Source organism: Acinetobacter sp. 1566109 (assembly GCF_000582255.1).
Taxonomy (GTDB): Bacteria; Pseudomonadota; Gammaproteobacteria; order Pseudomonadales; family Moraxellaceae; genus Acinetobacter; species Acinetobacter nosocomialis.
Window position 1 is genome coordinate 1 of the sequence record NZ_JEYB01000040.1, and the last position, 24134, is coordinate 24134.

15 protein-coding genes and 4 pseudogenes are annotated in these 24134 nt (G+C 40.8%); 12 read left to right on the forward strand and 7 right to left on the reverse strand.

Translation table 11 applies throughout. The annotated features are described in order from the left end of the window. Positions 1–46: 46 nt before the first annotated feature. The 3 genes and pseudogenes from J582_RS18855 to J582_RS18865 all read left to right on the forward strand — a co-directional run. Positions 47–475 (forward strand): annotated as a pseudogene (locus J582_RS18855) (SDR family NAD(P)-dependent oxidoreductase); the annotation flags it as partial. A gap of 22 nt (positions 476–497) precedes the next feature. Then, entirely contained in the window at positions 498–2021 is a 1524-nt protein-coding gene (locus tag J582_RS18860) for a flavin-containing monooxygenase (protein WP_032048386.1), read from the forward strand. 111 nt (positions 2022–2132) lie between these two features. Next, positions 2133–3008: a class I SAM-dependent methyltransferase gene (locus tag J582_RS18865; RefSeq protein WP_032048388.1), complete on the forward strand. Its 876-nt coding sequence runs from the start codon at positions 2133–2135 to the stop codon at positions 3006–3008. An 11-nt stretch (positions 3009–3019) separates the two neighbouring features. Here J582_RS18865 and J582_RS0104960 read toward each other — a convergent pair. After that, positions 3020–3986: pseudogene (locus tag J582_RS0104960) on the reverse strand (AraC family transcriptional regulator). A gap of 184 nt (positions 3987–4170) precedes the next feature. Between J582_RS0104960 and J582_RS18870 the strand changes: the two are divergent. The 4 genes and pseudogenes from J582_RS18870 (at position 4171) to J582_RS18885 (ending at position 9221) form a co-directional block, all read left to right on the forward strand. Beyond that, positions 4171–5657: pseudogene (locus tag J582_RS18870) on the forward strand (flavin-containing monooxygenase). Between the two features lie 44 nt (positions 5658–5701). Next, entirely contained in the window at positions 5702–6556 is an 855-nt protein-coding gene (locus tag J582_RS18875; RefSeq protein ID WP_004709879.1) for an SDR family NAD(P)-dependent oxidoreductase, read from the forward strand. 72 nt (positions 6557–6628) lie between these two features. Then, positions 6629–7522 (forward strand): alpha/beta hydrolase, encoded by an 894-nt coding sequence (locus J582_RS18880; protein ID WP_032048389.1) that lies wholly within the window; start codon positions 6629–6631, stop codon positions 7520–7522. A gap of 28 nt (positions 7523–7550) precedes the next feature. Then, positions 7551–9221 (forward strand): GMC family oxidoreductase, encoded by a 1671-nt coding sequence (locus J582_RS18885; RefSeq protein WP_032048391.1) that lies wholly within the window; start codon positions 7551–7553, stop codon positions 9219–9221. 66 nt (positions 9222–9287) lie between these two features. Here J582_RS18885 and J582_RS18890 read toward each other — a convergent pair whose 3' ends face one another. From J582_RS18890 to J582_RS0104965, 3 genes and pseudogenes are all read right to left on the reverse strand, one after another. After that, complete coding sequence (locus J582_RS18890; RefSeq protein ID WP_032048392.1) at positions 9288–11486, reverse strand: OsmC domain/YcaO domain-containing protein; 2199 nt, start codon at positions 11484–11486, stop codon at positions 9288–9290. A gap of 252 nt (positions 11487–11738) precedes the next feature. Next, the gene (locus tag J582_RS18895) at positions 11739–13019 is read right to left on the reverse strand and encodes an OprD family outer membrane porin (RefSeq protein WP_032048393.1); all 1281 of its coding nucleotides are present in this window, start codon (positions 13017–13019) and stop codon (positions 11739–11741) included. A 31-nt stretch (positions 13020–13050) separates the two neighbouring features. Beyond that, a pseudogene (locus J582_RS0104965) lies at positions 13051–14396 on the reverse strand (MFS transporter). 491 nt (positions 14397–14887) lie between these two features. On the opposite strand from J582_RS0104965, the gene J582_RS18900 reads away from it, so the two are divergent. Together J582_RS18900 and J582_RS18905 are read left to right on the forward strand one after the other, a co-directional pair. After that, positions 14888–15964: an aromatic ring-hydroxylating oxygenase subunit alpha gene (locus J582_RS18900; RefSeq protein ID WP_032048394.1), complete on the forward strand. Its 1077-nt coding sequence runs from the start codon at positions 14888–14890 to the stop codon at positions 15962–15964. A 12-nt stretch (positions 15965–15976) separates the two neighbouring features. Continuing rightward, positions 15977–16921, forward strand: a complete 945-nt coding sequence (locus J582_RS18905; protein WP_032048396.1) for a PDR/VanB family oxidoreductase — start codon at positions 15977–15979, stop codon at positions 16919–16921. Between the two features lie 41 nt (positions 16922–16962). Here the strand turns inward: J582_RS18905 and J582_RS18910 are convergent, their stop codons facing one another. The 3 genes from J582_RS18910 to mhpT all read right to left on the reverse strand — a co-directional run bounded on the left by J582_RS18910 (position 16963) and on the right by mhpT (position 19537). Continuing rightward, positions 16963–17655 (reverse strand): GntR family transcriptional regulator, encoded by a 693-nt coding sequence (locus J582_RS18910; RefSeq protein ID WP_081405555.1) that lies wholly within the window; start codon positions 17653–17655, stop codon positions 16963–16965. 123 nt (positions 17656–17778) lie between these two features. After that, the gene (locus J582_RS18915; RefSeq protein WP_000252464.1) at positions 17779–18234 is read right to left on the reverse strand and encodes a MarR family winged helix-turn-helix transcriptional regulator; all 456 of its coding nucleotides are present in this window, start codon (positions 18232–18234) and stop codon (positions 17779–17781) included. Between the two features lie 70 nt (positions 18235–18304). Further along, positions 18305–19537, reverse strand: coding sequence for a 3-(3-hydroxy-phenyl)propionate transporter MhpT (gene mhpT / locus J582_RS18920; RefSeq protein ID WP_000411717.1), 1233 nt, complete (start codon positions 19535–19537; stop codon positions 18305–18307). 247 nt (positions 19538–19784) lie between these two features. Here mhpT and J582_RS18925 point away from each other — a divergent pair, with 247 nt between their 5' ends. The 3 genes from J582_RS18925 (at position 19785) to J582_RS18935 (ending at position 24082) form a co-directional block, all read left to right on the forward strand. Beyond that, positions 19785–20624: a p-hydroxycinnamoyl CoA hydratase/lyase gene (locus tag J582_RS18925; protein WP_002040868.1), complete on the forward strand. Its 840-nt coding sequence runs from the start codon at positions 19785–19787 to the stop codon at positions 20622–20624. Between the two features lie 37 nt (positions 20625–20661). Next, complete coding sequence (locus J582_RS18930) at positions 20662–22113, forward strand: aldehyde dehydrogenase (RefSeq protein WP_032048397.1); 1452 nt, start codon at positions 20662–20664, stop codon at positions 22111–22113. 82 nt (positions 22114–22195) lie between these two features. Beyond that, positions 22196–24082 (forward strand): feruloyl-CoA synthase, encoded by a 1887-nt coding sequence (locus J582_RS18935; protein WP_171073055.1) that lies wholly within the window; start codon positions 22196–22198, stop codon positions 24080–24082. Positions 24083–24134: the final 52 nt, after the last annotated feature.

The following is a 24134-nucleotide window of genomic DNA, read 5'->3' on the forward strand; positions in this document are numbered from 1 at the left end:
AGGATAAATGAAAATTAAGTACTTACACAAAATTTAGAACAGTCCCCCAAAGTTCAAAAAACTAGGTTACGGCGCGATTATTAATGTAGCTTCTGCTGCATCGTACACGGCTGCTCCAGAAATGACTGCTTATAACGTAACGAAAGCGGGTGTTCGTGCGCTGTCTGAAACGCTTTCGGCCGAACTTCGTAAATTTAACATTAAAGTCAATGTGCTCTGCCCGACTTTGGTGCCCACCAATATCATTAAAAATGGTCGGATTCCGGGCCGTTATTCCAAGCTTGCAGACCATGCACTCATGAACTATGCACTCACCACAAGTGATGATGTCGCCAAACTCACACTTAACCGTCTTGATCAGGATGAGCTTTATACCATTCCTCAAATCGACGCGAAGTTGTTCTGGCTCATGAAACGTGCATCCCCAAGCTTGTATACCAAGTTCCTTGGCACATCGTACAAATTATTTAAATAAGAAATTTATAGGTAGTACCCATATGACTGCGCAAATGAAAACAAATGCATCAGCAAAAAAAGCTGTCAATTCGCCTAACCATATTTACGATACCTTTATTGTCGGTGCCGGAATTTCCGGTATTGCCGCAGCAATTCGCCTCGACCAAGTGGGCTATACCAACTACAAAATTATTGAAAAAGCAGCACGTGTAGGTGGTACTTGGCGTGAAAACACGTATCCGGGCTGTGGCTGCGATGTACCTTCAGCTCTGTATTCTTACTCGTTTGCCCCAAGTGCAAAATGGAGTCACTTATTTGCACGCCAACCGGAAATTTTAAGTTACTTAGAAGATGTAAGTAACGAATTTAATATCACGTCTAAAATTGAGTTTAACAACGAACTGCTCAATGCTGCTTGGGACGAAACACGCCATTTATGGGTACTTGATACAACTAGTGGTCAATATCTATCGCGAACTGTTATTTTTGCAACAGGCCCAATTACCGAAGCACAAATTCCACGTCTTGAAGGTTTAGATACCTTTACGGGTGAAATGTTCCATTCAGCGAAATGGAACCATGACTATGACTTAACTGGAAAACGCATTGCTGTAATTGGTACAGGTGCATCTGCCATTCAGTTTGTGCCACAAATTCAGCCTAAAGCAAAAGAGCTATTTGTGTTCCAACGTACAGCACCTTGGGTGCTGCCAAAACCGGATACAGACTTGGGCGAGTTGAGTAAATCCGTCATTGCCAAATATCCAGCGATTCAGGCAAGCTGGCGTAAAAGTGTAGCGCTAACCCTCAATGCAATTAACTTTGGTTTACGTAACCCACTTGCGCTAAAACCAGTAAATGTACTCGGCAAGCAATTACTTAAACTTCAAATTGCAGATCCTGAATTACGTAAAAATGTAACGCCTAACTTTGATATTGGCTGTAAACGTATTTTGTTTGCTAACAATTACTACCCTGCACTACAAGCACCGAATACCACGCTTATTCCACATGGTTTAGTGAAGGTTGAAGGAAATACGGTGATTGCTGCCAATGGTGAACGCCACGAAGTTGATGTGATTATTTGGGGCACCGGGTTTGAAGTATCTCCCCCGCCAATCGGTAAACGTGTGTTTAATGAAAAAGGACAACGTTTAAATGATTTATGGAAAAACACTTCACCAGAAGCTTACTTAGGAACTAATATTGAAAATGTACCAAATGCATTCTTAGTTTTGGGACCAAACGTACTGGTTTATGACTCGTTTATTGGCTTGGCAGAAGCACAGCTCGACTATATTGTAGATGGCTTGCTAAAAATTAAAAACAAAGGGATTAGCAAACTAAACGTTAAGTCTGATGTGATTAAAAAGCACAACGACTTGGTACAAAAGCATCTGCAAACCACTGTATTTAATAGTGGTGGCTGTAAGAGTTATTACCTTGATGCCAACGGTCGCAACTTTGCAGCATGGCCGTGGTCATTGAAAAAGCTTAAACAACGTTTGAAAAAACTAGATTTGAAAGATTATGACGTCATATATCAAACGTCAAAAACACATTAATTTGTAAATTTGACCAAATCAGTTGTAAGGAATGGGCAGTGTATTTTAGATTTTCATGAAATACACTGCCTTTTTCATTATATCTTCAAGAAATAAAAGAACAGGTTAAAGATGAAAGAAGGTCAATCAAGCCGTACTGCTGAAGCCGCCGCTGCCTTACGCGCAAATCACTTTAAAAATACGACAAACCCTGTATTTTCAGATCCCTATGCTTTTGAAATGACCAGTAAGGGTTGGAAAAAGCTTTTATCTACTCCGCTCATTGTTAAATTAATGAATTCTCCCCTTTTAAACCGCACCTTAGGTTTATTGAGTGGGCAGGTTGTGGGCCGATCACGTTATGCTGAAGACTTACTTAATCAGGCTGTTCAACACAATGTTGAACAATATGTTTTGGTTGGGGCGGGTTTAGACTCTTTTGTATTACGTGAGTCACAACATTACCCAACTTTAAAAATTTTTGAAGTGGACCATCCTGATACTCAAACTGCGAAACAATCCAAACTCAAAAAACTAGGAAATATTCCTACTACTGTTGAATTTGTTGCTATTAACTTTGAAAAAGAATCTATCTCTGAGGCGCTTGCCCGAAGTCGATATCTGCAACAGATACCTGCTTTTTTTTCTTGGTTGGGTACCACTCATTATTTAAAACCAGAAACTACACTGCAAACTTTAAAAAGTATTGCTGAATTTGCTGCAAACGGTAGCGAAGTAGTACTCGACTATTCAACCGATTTTCAGGAGCTAAACGGCATTGAGCGACTTGGAAGTATGGGTGTTGCACAGTTTACCCATTTACTGAAAGAACCTTTATTAGGCCAATTTAAACCTTCAGATTTACACAAAGCTGTAGAAAACATGGGCTTTGAAGTGGTCGAAGACCTATCAGGTGAAGCTATTACTGAACGTTATTTTTATAAGCGTGCCGATAATATACGCCATACATCAGCGACGCGCTTATTGCATTTGCGTTTGAAAAAATAAAGATACTTGGATTATTGGTTATTTAATCGCATGGCATGAGGTGTTTTCCCATGCCATCTTTTATAAGCATGAATAAAGCTGGCAGGCTCTGCATAACCTAACCATTCGGCAATTTGCTCAACCGAAGCTTTTGGTAACGCCAAATATTGCTCTGCTAGAACTTGCCTGACCTCTTCACGAATTTGGATAAAAGTCATTCCTTCAGCTGACAAGTGACGGCGCAGGGTTCTTGTATTTAAATGCAGTCGATCAGCCACTATATCCATAGATGGCATTTCCCCACGCGTACTCATTAGCTGTTGTTGCACTAAGTTTGTAAATTTATTTTTGTGATTGGCGTTTTTCTAATATTTGACGACATTGTTCTTCGGCTGTATGTAAAACTAAATCATTTGCCATAAGTAGCTTCTGGTCTACTTTTTGCGGATCAAGAATCACAAAACTTTTGGCTGCGCCAAATTCCGGCATAACCCCAAATAAATTCCGATAAGGCTCTGCATCGCCTTTAGGTTGAAAAGAAAAAGTCAAATATTGGCAAAAATTATCCTGCACCAAATCTCGCTGTACCGTAATGAGTGCAGCCGCATCGCGTTCAATAATGAATTGACGCACTGAAGATGGAATATCTTGCTCATCAATTTCGATACAGATTCCTTGTGGTGTATCCGATACCTCAAAGCGAGTAAAAGCAAAAGTTAAAGTGAAATAGGTTAAAGCCAAATCTAGTGCTTCACGAATGCTAGCGCTACTCATCAGAGCCATGCCTAATGGCCCAAATGTGGTGAAATGATAGCGTGTGCCTACTTCTAAGCCTAATGTTGGTCTGTCTCCTAGTTGCTCAACCAAATTATGAATTAACTGTAATTCCTGATGGCCTGTCACCACCATATTAGGATCAAGTAATTGTTGTTGGCTAAGTCCAGTCCCTTTTAAAATCGTCTGATAAGAAATGCCTGATTCCATCGCGAAATCAGCCATTAACCGAACACTATGTACACTGCGTTCAAATGCTCATGCATACTTCACTGTATCGCTCAGAATGTCCTCGAATCACAATATTTTGTCCTCATCCATCCTCTAAATCAAGTTAATAAACGTCTATTCTGCATACAGGAAATTGCGATTTTTTCGCTCACTGTTTTTAAGGATTTTAGAGCAGCCTATGTTTAATTCGTCGTCTAATTCAAATAAAAATGTACGCATCGCCATTATTGGCACTGGCTTTGGTGGTCTAGGACTTGCCATTCGTCTCAAACAAGCAGGTTTTGAACAATTTACTCTATTTGAAAAAGCTGCCGATGTAGGTGGTGTCTGGCGTGACAATACTTATCCGGGCGCTGCATGTGATGTGCCGTCACATCTTTATTCTTTTTCTTTTGAACAGGAACTTGGTTGGAAAAATCGCTACGGAACATCTCAAGAGATTTATCAATATTTACGTCACTGTGCCGATAAATATGATCTTCGTCCGCACATCAAATTTAATACTGAAATAGCCAGCGCTGAATTTGATGCTTTGCAAGGCGTATGGCATATCCAAAGTACGGCTGGTGAACAGTTTGAAGCTGAGTTTTTGGTGGGTGCAGTAGGCCAGCTCAACCGCCCTGCCTATCCAAAACTTAAAGGTATTGAAAACTTCAAAGGTAAGGCATTTCACTCAGCACGCTGGGACCATGACTATGACTTAACTGGCAAACGTGTTGCAGTCATTGGTACAGGCGCAAGTGCGATTCAGTTTGTACCAGAAATTGCAAAACAAGTGGCTCACCTAGACGTTTATCAACGCTCGGCACCGTACGTCATTCCTAAACCAGATCGGGTTTATCAACCTTTAGAGAAAAAAGCTTTCCGTAAACTGCCAATTTTGCAGAGTCTAGACCGTGCCTTGCAATATGGTCATCATGAAATTCGCCTACTTGCTTTTACAACTTCACTCAATGAAATGCCTTTGGTGGAATATTTATTTCAGCGCCACATTCGAAAAGTTGTTAAAGATGGAAAGTTACGTCACCGCTTAATGCCAGATTATCCAATTGGTTGTAAACGTATTTTAATTTCTAACCACTGGTATGAAACACTGACTCAACCTCATGTTGATGTGATTGATACAGGCATTCAAGAAATTACCGAACATGGCATTTTAGACACGGAAGGAAATCTACGTGAAGTTGATGCCATTATTTACGGTACAGGTTTTACGGCGACTGAATTTATGGCGCCAATGCAAATTACTGGACTTGATGGTCGTACCTTAAAAGACACATGGAAAGATGGTGCTGAGGCTTATTTAGGCCTAACAGTAAACGGATTCCCTAACTTCTTTATGTTGTATGGGCCAAATACCAACCTTGGGCACAACTCAATTGTGTATATGATTGAAAGTCAGGTGAATTATATTTTAGATGCACTGCGCACTACTTTGAAAAATAACCTGCTGTTCACCAACATTCGTGCCGAAATTCAACACGAGTTTAATCAAGATATTCAAGAGAAAATGAAAAAACGGTGTGGGCGCAAGGCTGTACCAGTTGGTACCAAACTGCTGATGGTAAAAATACCAATAACTGGCCTGGTTTCACTCTTGAATATCGTCAACGCACTCGTCGCTTTGACATTGAAAACTACACTCAGGTGTCGGCTATTTCTTAAATAAGCTTCGCCATAGGAAATGAGAAAAATAAACGGAGAATTTTATGAAGTCTTTTAAAAATAAAGTCGCAGCTGTGACAGGTGCGGGTTCAGGTATTGGACAAGCAATTGCCATAGCACTCGCTAAACAAGGCTGTCACCTAGCACTTTCTGATATTAGTGAAGCTGGGTTAGCCAAAACAGTCGAACTGTTAGCCCCCTATTCTGTCAAAGTCACCACTCAAAAAGTTGATGTCGCTAAACGTGATGAAGTTGCAACTTGGGCAAAGGCAGTTGTAGATGGGCATGGCCAAGTTAACCTGATTTTTAATAATGCTGGTGTCGCAATAGGTAGTACAGCGGAAGGTGTGAGCTACGAAGATCTTGAATGGCTCATTGGTATTAACTTTTGGGGCGTGGTTTATGGCACCAAAGAATTTTTGCCTTACTTAAAGCAAAGTGGTGATGGGCATATTATTAATATTTCCAGTATGTTTGGCTTAACAGCTCAACCGACCCAAAGTGCTTATAACGCAAGTAAATTCGCCGTCCGTGGTTTTACTGAATCATTGCGCCAAGAACTTGATATGCAAAATGCTGGTGTGAGCGCGACTTGTGTGCATCCGGGTGGTATTCGCACCAATATTGCCAAAGCTGCCCGTATGAACAATAGCGTCCAGTCTTTAGGAATGGACCCGCTAAAAAGCCAAGACGCTTTCGATAAATTACTTCGCACTCCTGCTGATGATGCAGCTCAGCAAATTTTGGAGGCTGTTCGTAAGAACCGTCGCCGTTTACTTATTGGAGCCGATGCAAAAGCCGTTGATGTGATTCAGCGTATTCTTCCGCAAGGCTACCAAAAGATTTTTGCAACCGCGACTGCTTGGCAAACTCGACTACTTAATAAGTCAGCAAAATAAAAATAGTGGTCAGCATACTCTTGATTTTCAGAGATGCTGACTAATCTCACCTGCTTAGTATGAGTGCTTATTATGAAGCAACTTCTCGCATGGACCATTCGTACCACACTACGCCCAGCTTTATCTCCTAAAACGCCAGTGAAATTACAACGTTTTTGTAGCAATGCGGCCAGTGCTATTGTGCTTGGGCCACGTGGTTATCAAACTAAAAAGCAAAATATTGCTCAAGTACCGACAGTTCATATTCAGCCTAAAACGACCAAATCAGGGCTCGGCATTTTGTATTTACATGGCGGTGGCTATGTAGTAGGCAGCTCAAAAAGTCATACAAAGCTTGCGGCTCAGATCGGACATGCAGCTCAGGCACAAGTCTGGTTAGCTGAATATCGCCTAGCCCCAGAACATCCAAGCCCTGCTGCTATTGAAGATAGCATTGCAGTCTATAAGGCTTTACTTGCTCAAGGACAAGACCCGAAAAAACTTGTGATTGCTGGTGACTCTGCCGGTGGCGGCCTGAGCTTAAGTACCGTTATTGCGCTAAGGAACGCAGGTTTACCTTTACCAGCGGCATTAGTTTTACTTTCACCTTGGGTTGACTTAAGTCTTTCAGGAAGCACGCTAAAAACTCATGCTGCTCAAGATGCAATGCTCTCAGAAAACTGGTTAGTTTGGTGTGCAAAAAACTATTGCGGCCAAAAATCGGCAACCGATCCGACCTGCTCCCCACTTTATGCTGACTTAACCGGATTACCACCGGTTCTGATCCATGTTGGTACCGAAGAAGTTTTATTAGATGATGCGAAACGTCTTGCAGAACAAGCCGGGAAATGCGGTATTCCGACCACATTTAAGATTTATGACAAAGTTGGGCACGTTTTTCAATTCCATGCAGGTATACTAAAAGAATCCGATGACTCAATTAAGCGCATTGGAAAATTCATTGATAAACACATGCAGTCAATATAAAAAATATCACTAGACAGGAGCCTTTGGCATGGCATCAAACAATTATGACTATGATTATCTCATCATTGGTTCAGGCTTTGGCGGTAGTGTTTCTGCCTGCCGTCTCACCGAAAAAGGCTACTCAGTTGCTGTAATGGAAATGGGGCGTCGTTGGAAAGCTGAAGATTTTGCTAAAAATAACTGGAACACACGCCGCTGGATCTGGCGTCCGGGTATGAAACTTTTTGGTTATTTCAATATGCGGTTTTTTCGCCATGTCACTATTATTTGCGGTAATGCCGTAGGCGGTGGCTCAATTACCTATGCCAATACCCTACTCGTTCCACCCGAACATATTTGGGATGAAGGCACTTGGGCAGATGCTGCGGACTGGAAAAATGAAATGCCGCAGCACTATGCCGAAGCAGAACGTATGCTTGGAGTGACTGATAATAAAATTCTGGGCCCTGCCGATCACATGTTAAAGAAAATGGGTGAAGCGGTAGGTGTAGGCCATACCTTTAAACCGACTCGTGTTGCAACCTTTTTTCCTCCCGAAGGCGAAGAAGGTGGAAAGACTTATCCAGACCCTTATTTTAACGGTGAAGGACCAGATCGTGGCACTTGTACAGCATGTGGTGGCTGTATGACAGGTTGTAAACACAATGCAAAAAATACTTTAGATAAAAATTATTTGTACTTTGCCGAAAAAAATGGCGCCAAGGTTTATGAAGAAACCAAAGTGGTTGATGTTAAACCGCTCAATGGCAAAGTCGATGGTAGTGATGGTTATGAAGTCACCACTGAATGCTCAAGCTCGTGGTTTAACAAACAACGTCGTACTTGGCGGGTTCGTAACGTAATTTTCTCGGCATCTTCTTTGGGTACCCAAGAGATGTTATTCCGCTTAAAACAATCTGGTTCTCTACCAAATATTTCTGATGATTTGGGTAATCGGGTACGTACCAATGCGGAGTCTATCTTAGGGGTCCGTTTCTTTGATAAAGATGTCGATATGAGTAAGGGCGTTGCAATTGGTTCAAGCATCTATATTGACCATGATACTCATATTGAAGCGACTCGCTACCAAAGTGGTTCCGATGCTATGGGTCTCATGTGTACGTATATGGCAAAAGGTAAACCAGGTTGGACACGTATTTTTTATTGGTTATGGGTACTCATTAGCCATCCACTTATATTCTTACGTATGAGCAACCCTGTTGGTTTTGCACGTCAAACCTTAATTTTCTTAGTAATGCAAACTGCCGATGCTTCAATTAATATGCGTTTAAAACGCAATTGGTTCTGGCCTTTTGGCAAGGTTTTGTCGAGTGAAGGGAAAAAGCTTCCTGTTTATATTCCGCAAGCTAATACCTTTACTGAAAAAGTCGCCAAAATGTTTAATGGTCATCCAATAACGACTATTACCGAAATTTTATTTAATGTGCCTTTTACTGCCCACTGTATGGGAGGCTGCGCGATCGCATCTAGCCCGGAACAAGGTGTAGTCGATGGTAAAAATCGGGTGTTTAACTATAAAAACTTATATGTTGTAGACGGCTCTATGTTGGGTGCCAATTTGGGCGTTAACCCAAGTTTAACTATTACTGCTCTCGCTGAACGTGCAATGTCTTATATTCCAGCTAAACACACTTTGAATCAACAACCAGACTATCCAATAACGGAAGAAACCATAGAGATCACGAAAGCCTCTGCTTAACTTAGCGAATTGTTTTATAAAAAAAGCCTATTTAAAAATAGGCTTTTTTTATTTAATTTTTTTAAATTACATCGCTACCGCTTTAGCACGAGCTGCATGCAATTTTTTATAACTCTCAATTAGACGTAAATGGCGATCAAGTCCTTCTAGTTTCATGCTTGTTGGCGTTAAACCATAGAAACGAACGCTACCGTCGACAGAACCTAATACCGCATCCATTCGTGTGTCACCAAACATACGGCGGAAGTTAGTCAGGTAGTCTTCAAGCTCCAGTTCTTCATCTAATATTACTTCAAGTACCACGTTCATACATTGATAGAACAAACCACGCTCAACGGTGTTGGTGTTATATTGCAAGTAAGTTTCGACAAGCTCTTTTGCTTCTTCAAATTGTTGTAATGCAACATAAATGAGCAATTTCAGTTCTAAAATTGTGAGCTGTCCCCAAACTGTATTGTCATCAAATTCGATGCCAATGAGTGTGGTAATTTCAGTGTAATCGTCTAGCTCACATTCCTCTAAGCGCTCAACCAACGCCTCAAGCTGTTCATCATCCAAACGATGCAGATTTAGAATATCTTCACGGAATGCAAGTGCCTTATTGGTATTGTCCCAAATCAGATCTTCAACAAGATAAATTTCTGAATAATCAGGAACTAAAATACGGCAAGCGGTCGCACCTAAGTGCTCATAGACTGCCATATACACTTCTTTACCCATCTCTTCGAGAATACCGAACAATGTTGCAGCTTCTTCTGCATTCGAATCTTCGCCTTCGCCAGAAAAATCCCATTCAACAAAGTCATAGTCAGATTTAGAGCTAAAGAAGCGCCAAGAAACTAAACCGCTTGAGTCAATAAAGTGTTCAACAAAGTTATTCGGCTCAGTCACTGCATTACTTTGGAAAGTCGGTTGAGGTAAATCATTTAAGCCTTCAAAACTACGGCCTTGAAGTAATTCGGTCAGACTACGTTCCAACGCAACTTCAAAACTTGGATGCGCACCGAAAGATGCAAACACCCCACCCGTACGCGGGTTCATTAAAGTCACACACATTACAGGGAACTGACCGCCTAATGATGCATCTTTAACTAATACAGGAAAACCTTGCTCTTCTAAGCCTTTAATACCAGCCACAATACTTGGGTATTTTGCTAATACGTCTTCAGGAACATCTGGAAGTGCAATTTCACCTTCTAAAATTTCACGTTTTACAGCACGTTCAAAAATTTCAGACAAACATTGAACTTGAGCTTCTGCCAAAGTGTTGCCTGCACTCATACCATTACTTAAGTACAAGTTTTCAATTAAATTTGATGGGAAATATACAACTTCACCGTCAGACTGGCGCACAAAAGGTAGCGAGCAAATGCCACGCTCTATATTGCCTGAGTTAGTATCATATAAATGCGTGCCAAGTAACTCATCATCTGGGTTATAAATCTCAAGACAATATTCATCTAAGATTTCTTTAGGTAATTCACCATTTGGACCCGGTTTAAACCATTTTTCATCTGGATAATGCACAAATTTAGCATTGGCAATATCTTCACCCCAGAACTGGTCGTTATAGAAGAAGTTACAGTTTAAACGCTCAATAAACTCGCCCAATGCAGATGCCAAAGCACTTTCTTTAGTGGCACCTTTACCATTGGTAAAACACATCGGAGACTGTGCATCACGAATGTGTAACGACCATACATTTGGAACAATATTACGCCAAGACGCGATTTCGATCTTCATGCCCAAATTTGCCAAAATAGCAGACATATTGGCAATGGTTTCTTCTAATGGTAAATCTTTACCTTGAATATAGGTATGGTTTTCTGAAGTTAAGCTTGGCAATAACAATGCTTGTGCATCTGCATCAATGCTTTCAACTTCTTCAATAATAAATTCAGGACCCGTTTGAATCACTTTTTTAACAGTACAACGGTCAATCGAACGTAAAATCCCTTGGCGATCTTTCTCTGAAATATCGGCTGGTAATTCAATTTGAATTTTAAAGGTTTGCTTATAGCGGTTTTCAGGATCAACAATATTATTTTGCGATAAACGAATATTATCGGTTGGGATATCTCGAGCTGCACAATACACTTTTACAAAGTACGCTGCACACAATGCTGATGATGCTAAAAAGTAGTCAAATGGGCCCGGTGCCGAACCGTCACCCTTGTAGCGAATTGGTTGATCGGCAATTACCGTAAAGTCATCGAACTTAGCTTCCTGTCGAAGATTGTCGAGATAATTAACCTTGATTTCCATGCTGGCACCTAAATATTTTTATGTGTCAGCACAGACACATAAAATTCTAAATATTGAAAAATAAGCCGAATCACAGCGAAGAAATTGACTTAAAAAAATGAGAGATTAAAGCCATGTGTTTAATGAACGACTCAATGGGCTTTAATAAGATTGGCGGTATTATAGATTGATTTTGTGAAGTTGATAACTAAAGTTAAAACATTGATGGTCACAATGTTTTAACTTGTCTTGAATTTAGTTAAATATTAACCATTAAAATTTAAAGGTGTAATCAACATTCAAACGCGTTTCATTTGCCGAGTGGAAGGTCATATTCGTTGGCATATCATTACGGTAGTGAGAAAAGCGGGCCCGCACTCCTAAGCCTTTTAATTTACCTTCAGGAATTTTATAGCCTAAATCAAACTCCATTGACTCTTCTTTAAAACGCTGATCACCATATTGCAGCAAATCAATATCTTCACCTTTGGCATAACGGGTCATAAAGCGCAGTCCGTTTAATGAAACATCCCCTATCCGCGCATTTTTAAAGTCATATTCATAACGAATCGAATAGACTTTTTCATCTTTATTTGAGTAGTCCGAACTCATAAAATCAAGCACAACCGGACTTTCTGTTCCCGACAAAAATGGCAAACCAGTCGAACCAAATGACTGCATATAACCCAAAGAAACCGTATGATTTTGATAGTTCAAACCAAATAGGCCGCTAATATGACGGTTATCAACCTCTCCTATTTTTTTACTTCCAGTTTCTTCACTATTAAAAAACCGTACGTCACTTAAAAAATTAAGCTGGTCATTTAAAGGCTGCTTTCCGTTAAAACCCAAAAATTGTTGCTGATAAATGTCTTTGAGTTCAGCATGATAAGCACGTAAACGATAGTCTTTTAACTGATAACTTCCACCTAAAGTATAAAACGAGTCAGTGGTGGCAGCTCTGTTAAATCGATGGTTGATATTGTCTGTTCCAACATCGGTATAACGAATCGAATCGCGCTGCCGCACTTCGTCGACATAAAAACCTTCGAGTTGAAGATTTGGAATTTCATTTGAAACAAAGCGAATACCGCGATAAGTCTGAGGGAACAAACGCGCTGGCGATGAAAATATGGTTGGCAATTGTGGAACCAAATCGCCCACAAAAAGCTCATTTTTTCTAAATTTAGCCTTCCCTGTAATACCTATTTTTCCATAATAATCATCACGTGAGTTATCGGTATTCACTGGGAGTAAGCCACTACGTGCATAGTCATCTGCCCGATTTCCCATTAGGTTAAAACCCGCCATTGCAAGTACATCAACACCGAACCCAACTGTCCCTTCGGTATAACCCGACTGTCCTTTAAAAATTAAACCCTGTGCCCAATCTCTAGCTGCGGTATAGGGATATGGGTCTTTTTTATAGTCTCGGTCAAAGTAAAAATTACGCAGTGTCAGCTCAGCTTTACTGTCTGCTATAAACTCGGCATGCACAACTTGACTAAATAATGGGCACAAGCATACCCCCACCCATAATGGTGTCTTTTTCATTTTTTAACTCAACTATTTAATTTTTAGTGGATTAAGGTGCTGTTTTAAGTGAGAAGTTTTGCTCTTTTTGACTGTGGTAAAAAGCACTACCCAAACTCAAAATCAGGAAAATAGCCAAAATAAACACCACACCGTAATAGGCATACAACGTTGCAGGTGCAATATCTTTATCTAAAAAAATACCTGCAACCGTTGGCGATAAAATTGCCCCAATGCGACCAAAACCAATGGCATAACCCACACCGCGACTACGGATTTCAGCATCATAAATTGTTGGAGAAATAGAATATAAACCTGCCACACAGCCATTAATAAGTGTACCAAGTAATAAACCGACTATAAGCGCAATGCTGACTTGAGATGAGACTGCGACAAATAGGAAAACACATGCAGACGTTAGCCCTAAAAACAGACTTAAGGCATAAAAGATTTTCATGCGCGATGCCAATAAACCAATAATGGCCGCCCCGAAAATACCACCAATACTAATTAAAATACCGGTACTTACGCCTTGTTCAGGCGACATTCCCATTGAAATCAGAATTTTTGGTGTCCAGCTCATCACAAAGTAAAAGCCAAACATCACTAAAAAGAATGCAAACCAAAGACAAAGTGTCTGGAACCCCTGCTGCCCTGAAAATAATTTACCAATATCACCTGTATTTTTTGATTATTCTGACCGTAATAAGGTAAAGCTTTTAAAGCAGTTAACCCTATACGATTTACTGTTTCGTTAATGCGTTCTAATGCCTGTTTTGGTCTTTTTGCCAACAAATAATCTAAAGATTCAGGTAATAACCATACACTAATCAGCAACATCACTATGGTTGTGATGCCTCCTGCCAAAAAGATTGAACGCCAACCTAAATGCTCAATCAAGGCCAGTGAGAGTACTCCGCCTAGTGTCGCACCAATGCCATAACCTGTAGACATTAAGCTCACTGCGAGACTGCGCCAGCGTGCATTGGCATACTCACTTGCCAACACATTACTACTCGCAAGAATCCCGCCTACCCCAATTCCGGTAATAAACCGAAGTGCTGCCAACATGCCGTGACTTTGCACCAAAGCACAGCCCAACATGCTAAGACCTGCAATCACTAAACAAACCAAGATAAGTAAACGGCGACCGATTTTATCGGCTAAAGGCGCAAGAAAAATTGAACCGGCAGCCATCCCAAAAAGACCTGAACTCAGCAATAAGCCAATTTGTGCCCCTGAAAGTGACCATTCTGCTGACACTGATGGAGCAGTAAATGCCATTACCATCACGTCAAAGCCATCAATAATATTGAGACAAATACAGATCAAAATGATGAACCATTGATAACGGCTCATATTATTTTGATTGATCTCACTTAGAACATCTCTTTCCATTTATGCATCTCCCAATGTGGATAAGAGATACACACGACATTGCTAATATGAGCGATTGGGTGGTTATGCATATCCGTATCCATCATGACCTAGAGGAATATTTGTTTTTTGGAGCATCCTGCTCTTTTTCTATACTGAATATTTGGATCCAAAAAATCAACAATATTTTTAAAATTTAATAACCATCAAATTAAATAGCTGAAAAATATAAGTATAATTTATTTAAAATTACAAATGTGGATCCATAAAAATTTATCTATTTTCAATTTTACAACTCAAAGGATTTCTCCTTATCCCTCTTTTAACCCAATAAATATGGATCCAAATTAAACTTTAATGACCAAAACTTTTAAAAAATAAAAAAATCTGAATTAATATTAAAGATATAAACAATCAAGGAAAGTAATGTAAAAAAAGATCCTGCTTATCAATTGACCAATATTTTTATTTATTATAAATTGGATCCAATAAGTGATAAGGAGTCGTCACAAATGTTTATTAAAAATGCATGGTATGTAGCCTGCCGTCCAGAAGAAATCCAAGATAAACCATTAGGTCGCACCATCTGTGGTGAAAAAATCGTTTTTTACCGTGGCAAAGAAAACAAAGTAGCAGCTGTTGAAGATTTTTGTCCGCATCGTGGTGCCCCACTCTCACTGGGATATGTCGAAGATGGCAACCTCGTCTGTGGTTACCATGGCTTAGTTATGGGCTGTGACGGAAAGACCGTTTCAATGCCAGCTCAACGTGTAAACGGTTTCCCATGTAATAAAGCATATGCAGTTGTTGAAAAGTTCGGCTTTATTTGGGTATGGCCAGGTGAAAAAGCTTTAGCAGATGAAGCAAAACTGCCAACTTTAGAATGGGCAGATCATCCCGAATGGAGCTATGGCGGATGCCTGTTTCACATTCAGTGTGACTATCGCCTAATGATCGACAATCTAATGGATTTAACCCACGAAACCTATGTCCACTCAAGCAGTATTGGGCAAAAAGAAATTGATGAAGCCCTGCCAGTGACTAAAATTGACGGTGACCATGTCATTACCGAACGCTATATGGAAAATGTGATCGCACCTCCATTTTGGCAAATGGCCCTTCGCGGCAATCATTTGGCAGATGATGTACCTGTTGACCGTTGGCAACGTTGCCACTTCTTTGCCCCAAGTAATGTCCACATTGAAGTAGGTGTAGCGCATGCTGGACATGGTGGTTATTACGCACCGAAAGACAAAAAAGTTTCCTCAATCGTGGTCGATTTTATTACGCCGGAAACAGAAACATCACATTGGTATTTCTGGGGAATGGCACGTAACTTCCAGCCAGATAATGCTGAACTCACCGATCAAATTCGTGAAGGCCAAGGCAAAATCTTTACTGAAGATTTAGAAATGCTGGAGCAACAGCAGCAAAACATTTTAAACAATCCACATCGCAAGTTACTGATGCTCAATATCGACGCAGGCGGTGTCCAGTCCCGTAAGGTCATTGACCGACTACTTACCGAAGAAAATAAAACACCTCCTGAAACGTCCGCACAGAAGTTTCCAAACATTCGGATTATTTAAAGGAGCATGAACATGGACGTTATTATTCAAAAAATTCACCAGCTCACCCCGACTATTCGTGCGTTTGAATTGGTTGCAGCAAATGGTACGGAGCTGCCGAGTTTTGAAGCAGGTGCACATATTGATGTGCATCTGAAGAATGGCCTCACTCGCCAATATTCACTTTCAAATTGCTGTAGTGAAAAACATCGTTACGTGATTGGTGTTTTACATGATGCCAATTCACGCGGTGGTTCACGTTGTATCCATACTGAATATCGTGAAGGCGATCATTTGAAAATTGGTGAGCCGCGTAATTTATTTGAAATTCACCCTCAAACAAAACAGGCAGTTTTATTTGCTGGTGGTATTGGTATTACCCCTATTTTGTCGATGGCATATCGGCTTAAGTCGGCCAATATTCCTTTTGAATTACACTACTTTGTTCGCAGTCATGAAATGATTGCCTTCTATGGCAATTTAACCGAGCACTTTGGTGACCAAGTCCATTTTCATATTCAAGATCAACCGGACACCGAATGTAATATGACAGAGGTTTTGCGCCAAGCTTCATCTGATAAACACTTATATGTGTGTGGGCCTACAGGGTTTATGCAGTTTGTCATGAACGCGGCCGAACAAGCAGGTTGGCATAGCGAACAGTTACATCAAGAGCATTTTGTCGCGCAAAAAGTAGATACGTCTAATAATGAAGCTTTTACTATTGAAGTGAAAAGTACGGGCCGCCGAATTGAAGTATTGCCAGAGCAGACTGCAACAGAAGCATTAATTGCGAATGGTTTTGATATTCCTGTTTCATGTGAACAAGGCATTTGCGGTACCTGTATTACCCGCGTGGTAGAAGGTATACCTGATCATCGTGATCTATTTATGACTGATGAGGAGCATGCACTAAATGACCAATTTACGCCTTGTTGTTCTCGTGCAAAAACTAAACATCTTGTGATTGAGCTTTAATACCCTAGTTCCTTTATTCAAAAATAAAGGAACTTTTCACTTTAAGCGCTGAGAACATTTCTTAGCGTTTCACCTAAAATCACCACACTACTGTGTTCGCGCATTAAGGTTTCAGCACGCCCTGCCTGACGATTTACCAATGCATCGAAAATCGAACAATGCTGTAAATGCGCATAGTGCAAACGGCGATATTCCGATAAAGCTTGGTTCTGGTCATAGGTAATGGCTTGGGCAGAAGCCATCGGCAATTGATTGTTTTTTGCTAAGGCTTGGATGAGCGCAACGTTTTGCGCCCCCTCAATAATGGTGTCATGAAAGATGACATTAAAATGATGATAACGTTCTAGCTCAGCATCACCAAACTCGTCTTTTTCATTAAAGAGTTTTTCAGTTTCCTGAATGCAATGTTGCAACGTCTTTTTCTGATCTTCGCTTAAGCCTTGCTCTGCCAAAGTTTTCGCAGCCAACCCTTCAAGCACACCGCGCACTTCAAGTGCGTCATGCACCAGTTTTCCGGAAATTTCACGAACCGTATAACCACGAGTTGGGTTTTTAATGAGGAGACCTTCTTGTTCGAGCAACCGAAAGGCTATACGAACAGGCTGACGTGAAACGCCAAGTAACTCGGCAGTAGGAATCTCGGCAATTCTGGCACCGCCTTCAAGTTCCCCTGAAATAATCATTTTTCTTAGTTTTAGTAAAACTTGTTGTCCTGAAGACATTCGTTGCCACACATCATCAAAAACGTCACTTCGATGCTAGCAAGTTCATTTGCAAAATGAAATCAATTTTCTGTGTGAATCAGTGCTTAAGCATTTGTACTGCGTTTAATAAATTAAATTGCAATCTACCTTTCATCAAAGGTTTTTAAGATTATTGACCATAATATCGAGATTATTACGAATTAAATAAGCCAAGTTAATATCAATGCCTTCAAGCATTTTTTCTTCGACTTTTAAAACCACTTCATTGCATTTGTTTAACTTTTCAATCCCGCTTTCGGTCAGGGTAATTAAAATACGGCGGCCATGTGTCGGGTCCGGTTTTTTCTCAATCCAGCCATTCACCAGTAAATCTTGCAAGATTTTATTGGCAGATTGGGGCTTTATGAAAGAACGCTCAGCAAGCTTGGCATTGGATAAATTACTTTTTGAAGCTAAAACAGAAAGTGCGGTAAATTGCGGTAAGGTAATTTCAAGCTCTTTTAAATGTTCTGTTAAATGTTTACTAATAATTCGGTCAACACGAGCAATCATGTAACTTAACTTAGGCTCATCTTCTACTTTTTTTTGAACTAAATTCGAACGTACCATAACCTTTCAATCATCATAAGAAAATCTGTAGTGAAAGTATGAGGTTCTAACCCCATACTTTCGTTAAAACTTAGCGAGCACCTGAGCTTTGTACTAAATGTACAGGCTGTTTAGGTTTTTTGACAAGAAGTAATGCAGAGATCGCTGCAATTAAGATCACTGGAATACTTGAACCAATCACGATGGTCGAGCTTTGTCCAAGCGAGAGTAAAAAACCAGCCATTAAAGGTCCTGCAAAAGAACCAATACGCCCGATTGCAACCGCAGCGCCAACTCCGGTTCCACGCATTTCGGTTGGATAATACATGGCAGCCAAACCATACAACGCCGATTGCCCACCCACAATGAATAAGCCACAACCCACTGCCGAAAGTGCAAGTAAAGCAACGGTTGGAGAAATTGCTAAACAGCATAGTGAGAATAAAATGCCGAGATAAATTAGCTTAATCACAAAGCTCATGCGTAATTTATCAAGCAATACGCCCATCAGAACCGAACCTAAAATTCCGCCAACGTTATAGCCCATCTGTACATAGTTCGCCTGTAGTTTTGATAATCCCTGCGCACCCATCAGCAATGGCAACCAGTTCAACAAGAAGTACAACACCACCAATGTGCAGAAAAAACTTATCCAAAGTTGAATGGTTGACATACGACGCTCTTTGGCAAATAAAACCTCAAAGAATGGCGTAGTTTGCTGTGCTTGAACTTTGCGTTGCAGGTAGTCATTTGACTCAGGTAAAAAGCGCATAATCAGTGGGATTAGTAAAATAGGCGCAATCCCCCCGATATAGAAAATATGACGCCACTCTGCATCGCCTGCCAATGACATGGCAACGACGGAAGTGAGTAAGCCACCAAAAGGAATGCCGCTATACATCACACTAACTGCAGTGCCTTTGTGCTGGTCAGGTACAGCTTCAGAAGCAAGTGTAATCATCATGGGTAATGCCCCACCCATTCCTAAACCAGTACAAAAACGAATGAGTAGCAACAGACTAAAATTGGCGGCATAGGCGGTTAGCAAAGACATAATTCCAAAAAGTAAGATACTAAAAATCAGAATTTTCTTACGCCCGACAATATCAGCAAACCGACCACCTAATATTGCGCCTGGGAGTGTTCCCAAAATTGCAGCACTAAATGCCCACGCCATCTGGGCATTATCTAACATAAACTCAGCCCGCATTCGTGGAGCGGCTACCCCCATTGATTGAAGATCAAAGCCTTCAAAAATCGCTATGGCAAAGCACAGTAGCAACGTGATTTTTGCCCTTGAAGGCTGTCCTGATATTTTTTCCATTGTGTTGTCCTTTATTGACTAGTCGTTCCATTTAGCCCTTTGTGTATTATTTTCAAACACACCAAAAATATCAGTTAAACTTATTAAAAAATCAACATATTTTTATTTAAAATTATTTTTTAAAATAATTAATATTTAAAATACAACAAATTATAAAATATTTATGAAATTTTCCAAAAAAGACTTGAATGTAAGTTTAACTGATATTAGATTAAATCCCAGAACAGCAAGAAATCATTCAAGGAGTATGAAGATGAGTTATGAAAACCGCTGGGAAACAGTAGATGTTAAAGTTGAAGATGGAATTGCATGGGTCACTTTAAACCGCCCTGAAAAGAAAAATGCCATGAGCCCAACCCTCAATCGTGAAATGATTGATGTGCTTGAAACCCTTGAGCTTGATCAAAATGCTAAAGTTTTGGTTCTGACTGGTGCAGGCGACTCTTGGACAGCGGGTATGGATTTGAAGGAATATTTCCGTGAAGTCGACACTCAACCAGAGATTTTCCAAGAGCGTATTCGTCGTGACTCATGTCGCTGGCAGTGGCAACTTCTTCGTATGTATTCAAAACCAACCATTGCTATGGTCAACGGCTGGTGTTTCGGAGGCGGTTTCTCACCTTTAGTGGCATGTGACCTAGCAATTGCAGCAGATGAAGCAACTTTCGGTTTATCTGAAATTAACTGGGGTATCCCACCGGGCAACCTTGTAAGCAAAGCAATGGCAGATACCGTAGGTCATCGTGCATCTTTGTATTACATCATGACGGGTAAAACTTTTAGCGGTAAAGAAGCTGAAACGATGGGTCTTGTGAATAAAAGTGTACCGCTTGCCCAATTAAAAGCAGAAGTGACTGAACTTGCAAATTGCTTACTTGAGAAAAACCCTGTTGTTCTTCGTACTGCTAAAAATGGCTTTAAGCGTTGCCGCGAACTGACATGGGACCAAAACGAAGATTACTTATATGCCAAACTCGATCAATGTATCCACCGAGATACCGAGAATGGTCGCCAAGAAGGTTTGAAACAATTCTTAGATGAAAAATCAATTAAACCGGGTTTACAGAGTTATAAACGTACTGGTTAACTTTTGATTCTTTAATGGCAATGTAAGGACGCAACCCATGCAAAATGTACAGTTACTTATTCACGGTCAATCTGTTGATGCATCAAATCAGGCAACTTTTGAGCGTATTAGTCCAATTGATGGAACGGTAGCAACTAAAGCTGCTGCTGCAACATTGGAAGATGTTGATCGTGCAATCGATTCAGCACAACAAGCTTTCAAAGTATGGTCGAAACTCTCGCCTACCGAACGCCGTTTACGTTTATTAAAAGCAGCCGATTTAATGGACCAAAAGACCGAGCAATTCATTCAAACTGGAATGCAAGAAACAGGTTCAACTGCAACATGGTATGGGTTTAACGTTCACATTGCTGCCAACATGTTACGTGAAGCAGCAGCAATGACCACACAAATTGACGGAAGCCTGATTCCGTCAGATGTGCCGGGCAATCTTGCAATGGGTGTACGGGTTCCTTGCGGTGTCATTGTTGGCATTGCACCTTGGAATGCGCCTGTGATTTTGGCAACACGTGCACTTGCTATGCCTTTGGCTTGTGGTAACACGGTAGTGTTAAAAGCATCGGAAGCCTGCCCAGCAACACATCGTCTCATTGGTGAAGTGTTACATGAAGCGGGGATTGGTGAAGGTGTCGTGAATGTGATTACACATGCCGCCGAAGATGCCCCACAAATCGTGGAGCGCTTAGTGTCTCATCCAGCCGTTAAACGTATTAATTTTACCGGTTCAACCAAAGTCGGCAAAATTATTGCCGAGACTGCTGCTAAATATTTAAAACCAGTTTTACTTGAACTTGGTGGTAAAGCCCCTGTTGTGGTTTTAAATGAGGCTGATATTAATGAAGCCGTAAATGCAGTCGCTTTTGGAGCATTCTTTAATCAGGGGCAAATTTGTATGTCGACCGAACGTGTTTTGGTTCAAGACAATATTGCCGACCAGTTTATTGAAAAACTGATTGAGAAAACCCGTTCTATTCAGGCAGGTAATCCAACCTCAAAAGACAATGTAATCGGTGTTTTAGAAAGTCGCCGCGCTGCAAACCGTATTCAGCATTTGCTTGAAGATGCTCAAAACAAAGGGGCTGACTTACCTTTAGGTATCCATATTGAAGACACCACCATGCAACCGACGTTAGTGCTCAATATTAAACCTGACATGCTGCTTTACCGCGAAGAATCATTTGGGCCTGTATGCACAGTTCAACGTTTTTCAAGTATTGAAGAAGGTGTAGCACTGGCAAATGATAGTGAGTTCGGCCTTTCTTCAGCAGTGTTTAGCCAGAATATTTCACAGGCATTAGAAGTGGCTAAACAGATTGATTCGGGTATTTGTCATATTAACGGCGCAACCGTACATGACGAAGCTCAAATGCCATTTGGCGGAACAAAATCAAGTGGATACGGACGATTTGGCAGTAAAGCATCTATTGCTGAGTTTACCGATTTACGCTGGATTACCATTCAAACCCAATCACGTCATTACCCGATTTAGTCAGGCTAGTGCGAAGACAAACAGATTAAATAAAAATTGCATGATGCAAAAAAATAAAGCGCAGTGATGCGCTTTCCATGGAGTGAAAGAAATGCAAATGAATGCCACTCAATCACAAGACCGCGAACGGTTCGTAAAATTAGGGCAACACGATATTCATTATCACTATAAAGATCAAACGCTCTATATCAGCCCAAAAGAGCAATTAAAACCATATCCACAAAAACTGACAGATCGGTTAATTCATTTTGCACAAACCAAACCCGACCATATTTTTGCAGCAAAACGCAATGCTCAAGGCGAATGGGTCAAACTGAGTTATGCCGAAGTTCTACAACGCGCATGGCACATTGCTCAAGCTTTGCATGACCGTAATTTAAGCGAAGAACGACCACTCGTTATTTTAAGTGGCAATGATCTGGAACATTTAACACTTTCTATGGGTGCCATGCTAGCGGGTGTGCCTTTCTCGGCTATTTCACCTGCCTATTCTCTTATTTCTCAAGACTTCGGCAAACTCAAACATGTGTTTGAAGTGCTCACACCTGGTATGGTTTATGCCAGCGATGGACAAGCTTTTGCCAAAGCCATTCAGGCATGCATTACATCCGATATTGAAGTGGTGACCAATAAAGGTATTGTAGGCGATCAGATCTGCACGTCTTTTCAATCGCTGTTAGATACACCGGTTTCAAATGTTCAAGAGTTTTATCAAACCCTTGATGAAAACCAGATTGTCAAATTCTTATTTACATCAGGTTCAACCAAATTGCCTAAAGCTGTACCGACCACACATTTAATGTTGTGTGTTAATCAGCAAATGTTATTGCAGACTTTCCCTGAATTTGAAGAAACGCCGCCTGTCCTACTCGACTGGCTGTCTTGGCACCACACATTTGGCGGCAGTCACAATGTCGGCATCGCACTCTATAATGGCGGTACGATTTACATTGATGATGGCAAACCCGTTGCAGGAAAATTTGACGAAACCATTCGTAACCTCAAAGAAATTTCTCCAACAGTTTATTTAAATGTGCCAAAAGGTTGGGAAGAACTCACCGAAGCGTTAGAAAAAGATGAAGAATTAAGAGACCGCTTTTTTGCCAAAGTAAAAATTCTATTCTTTGCAGGAGCAGCGCTTTCAGAAGCGGGCTGGAATAGGCTCGATAAAATTGCCCAGCAACATTGCGGAGAAAAAATTCGCATTATGAGCGGCTTAGGCATGACTGAAACTGCACCATCTTGCGCTTTCACAACTGGCCCACGCGTGATGGCTGGCTTTATTGGCTACCCTGCTCCGGGGTGCGAAATTAAGCTGGTCCCATGTGGTGACAAACTTGAGTTTTGCGTTCGTGGCAAACATGTCATGAAAGGCTATTGGCGCTTAAAAGCGGACCAACAGAGTACTATTTTTGATGATGAAGGCTTTTTTCATACAGGCGATGCCGTTCGTTTAGTCGATATCACTGATCCGACTAAAGGCCTAATGTACGACGGACGAATTGCTGAAGACTTTAAACTCAATACGGGTACTTTTGTGAATGTGGGCACACTACGCAACAAAGTGCTCATTCAAGGTAACTTACTCATCCAAGATGTTTGTATTACAGGTTCAAACCTAAATGCGGTTGGCTTTCTGATTTTTCCAAAATTAGAAGCTTGCGCTCAATATGCAGGTCTTAAGCTTGGTGAACATTCTCAAGCAGAGATACTGCAACACCCTAAAGTCCAACAATGGTTCCGCCAATTTTTAACAACCTTTAATAAAGATGCGACTGGCAGCTCAAATACAGTCTCAATGCTTTATTTAATGACCGAGCCACCTCAACTCGATGCAGGCGAAGTAACCGATAAAGGCAACCTCAATCAAAGCAGTATTACCAAGCGTCGTGCTGCTTTAATTGATGAACTTTATCAAAAGCAGACTGATAACCCGCTGATTATTCGGGTGCCCACCTTAAAACAATAAGCAATTGAAATAAAAAAGGAAGCTCAAACTTCGGTTTGGGCCTTAGCCTCAC

Coding starts and splice junctions, on each gene's coding strand:
- J582_RS18860 (WP_032048386.1), top strand. CDS start 498: ATGACTGCGCAAATGAAAACAAATGCATCAGCAAAAAAAGCTGTCAAT.
- J582_RS18865 (WP_032048388.1), top strand. CDS start 2,133: ATGAAAGAAGGTCAATCAAGCCGTACTGCTGAAGCCGCCGCTGCCTTA.
- J582_RS18875 (WP_004709879.1), top strand. CDS start 5,702: ATGAAGTCTTTTAAAAATAAAGTCGCAGCTGTGACAGGTGCGGGTTCA.
- J582_RS18880 (WP_032048389.1), top strand. CDS start 6,629: ATGAAGCAACTTCTCGCATGGACCATTCGTACCACACTACGCCCAGCT.
- J582_RS18885 (WP_032048391.1), top strand. CDS start 7,551: ATGGCATCAAACAATTATGACTATGATTATCTCATCATTGGTTCAGGC.
- J582_RS18890 (WP_032048392.1), bottom strand. CDS start 11,486: ATGGAAATCAAGGTTAATTATCTCGACAATCTTCGACAGGAAGCTAAG.
- J582_RS18895 (WP_032048393.1), bottom strand. CDS start 13,019: ATGAAAAAGACACCATTATGGGTGGGGGTATGCTTGTGCCCATTATTT.
- J582_RS18900 (WP_032048394.1), top strand. CDS start 14,888: ATGTTTATTAAAAATGCATGGTATGTAGCCTGCCGTCCAGAAGAAATC.
- J582_RS18905 (WP_032048396.1), top strand. CDS start 15,977: ATGGACGTTATTATTCAAAAAATTCACCAGCTCACCCCGACTATTCGT.
- J582_RS18915 (WP_000252464.1), bottom strand. CDS start 18,234: ATGGTACGTTCGAATTTAGTTCAAAAAAAAGTAGAAGATGAGCCTAAG.
- mhpT (WP_000411717.1), bottom strand. CDS start 19,537: ATGGAAAAAATATCAGGACAGCCTTCAAGGGCAAAAATCACGTTGCTA.
- J582_RS18925 (WP_002040868.1), top strand. CDS start 19,785: ATGAAGATGAGTTATGAAAACCGCTGGGAAACAGTAGATGTTAAAGTT.
- J582_RS18930 (WP_032048397.1), top strand. CDS start 20,662: ATGCAAAATGTACAGTTACTTATTCACGGTCAATCTGTTGATGCATCA.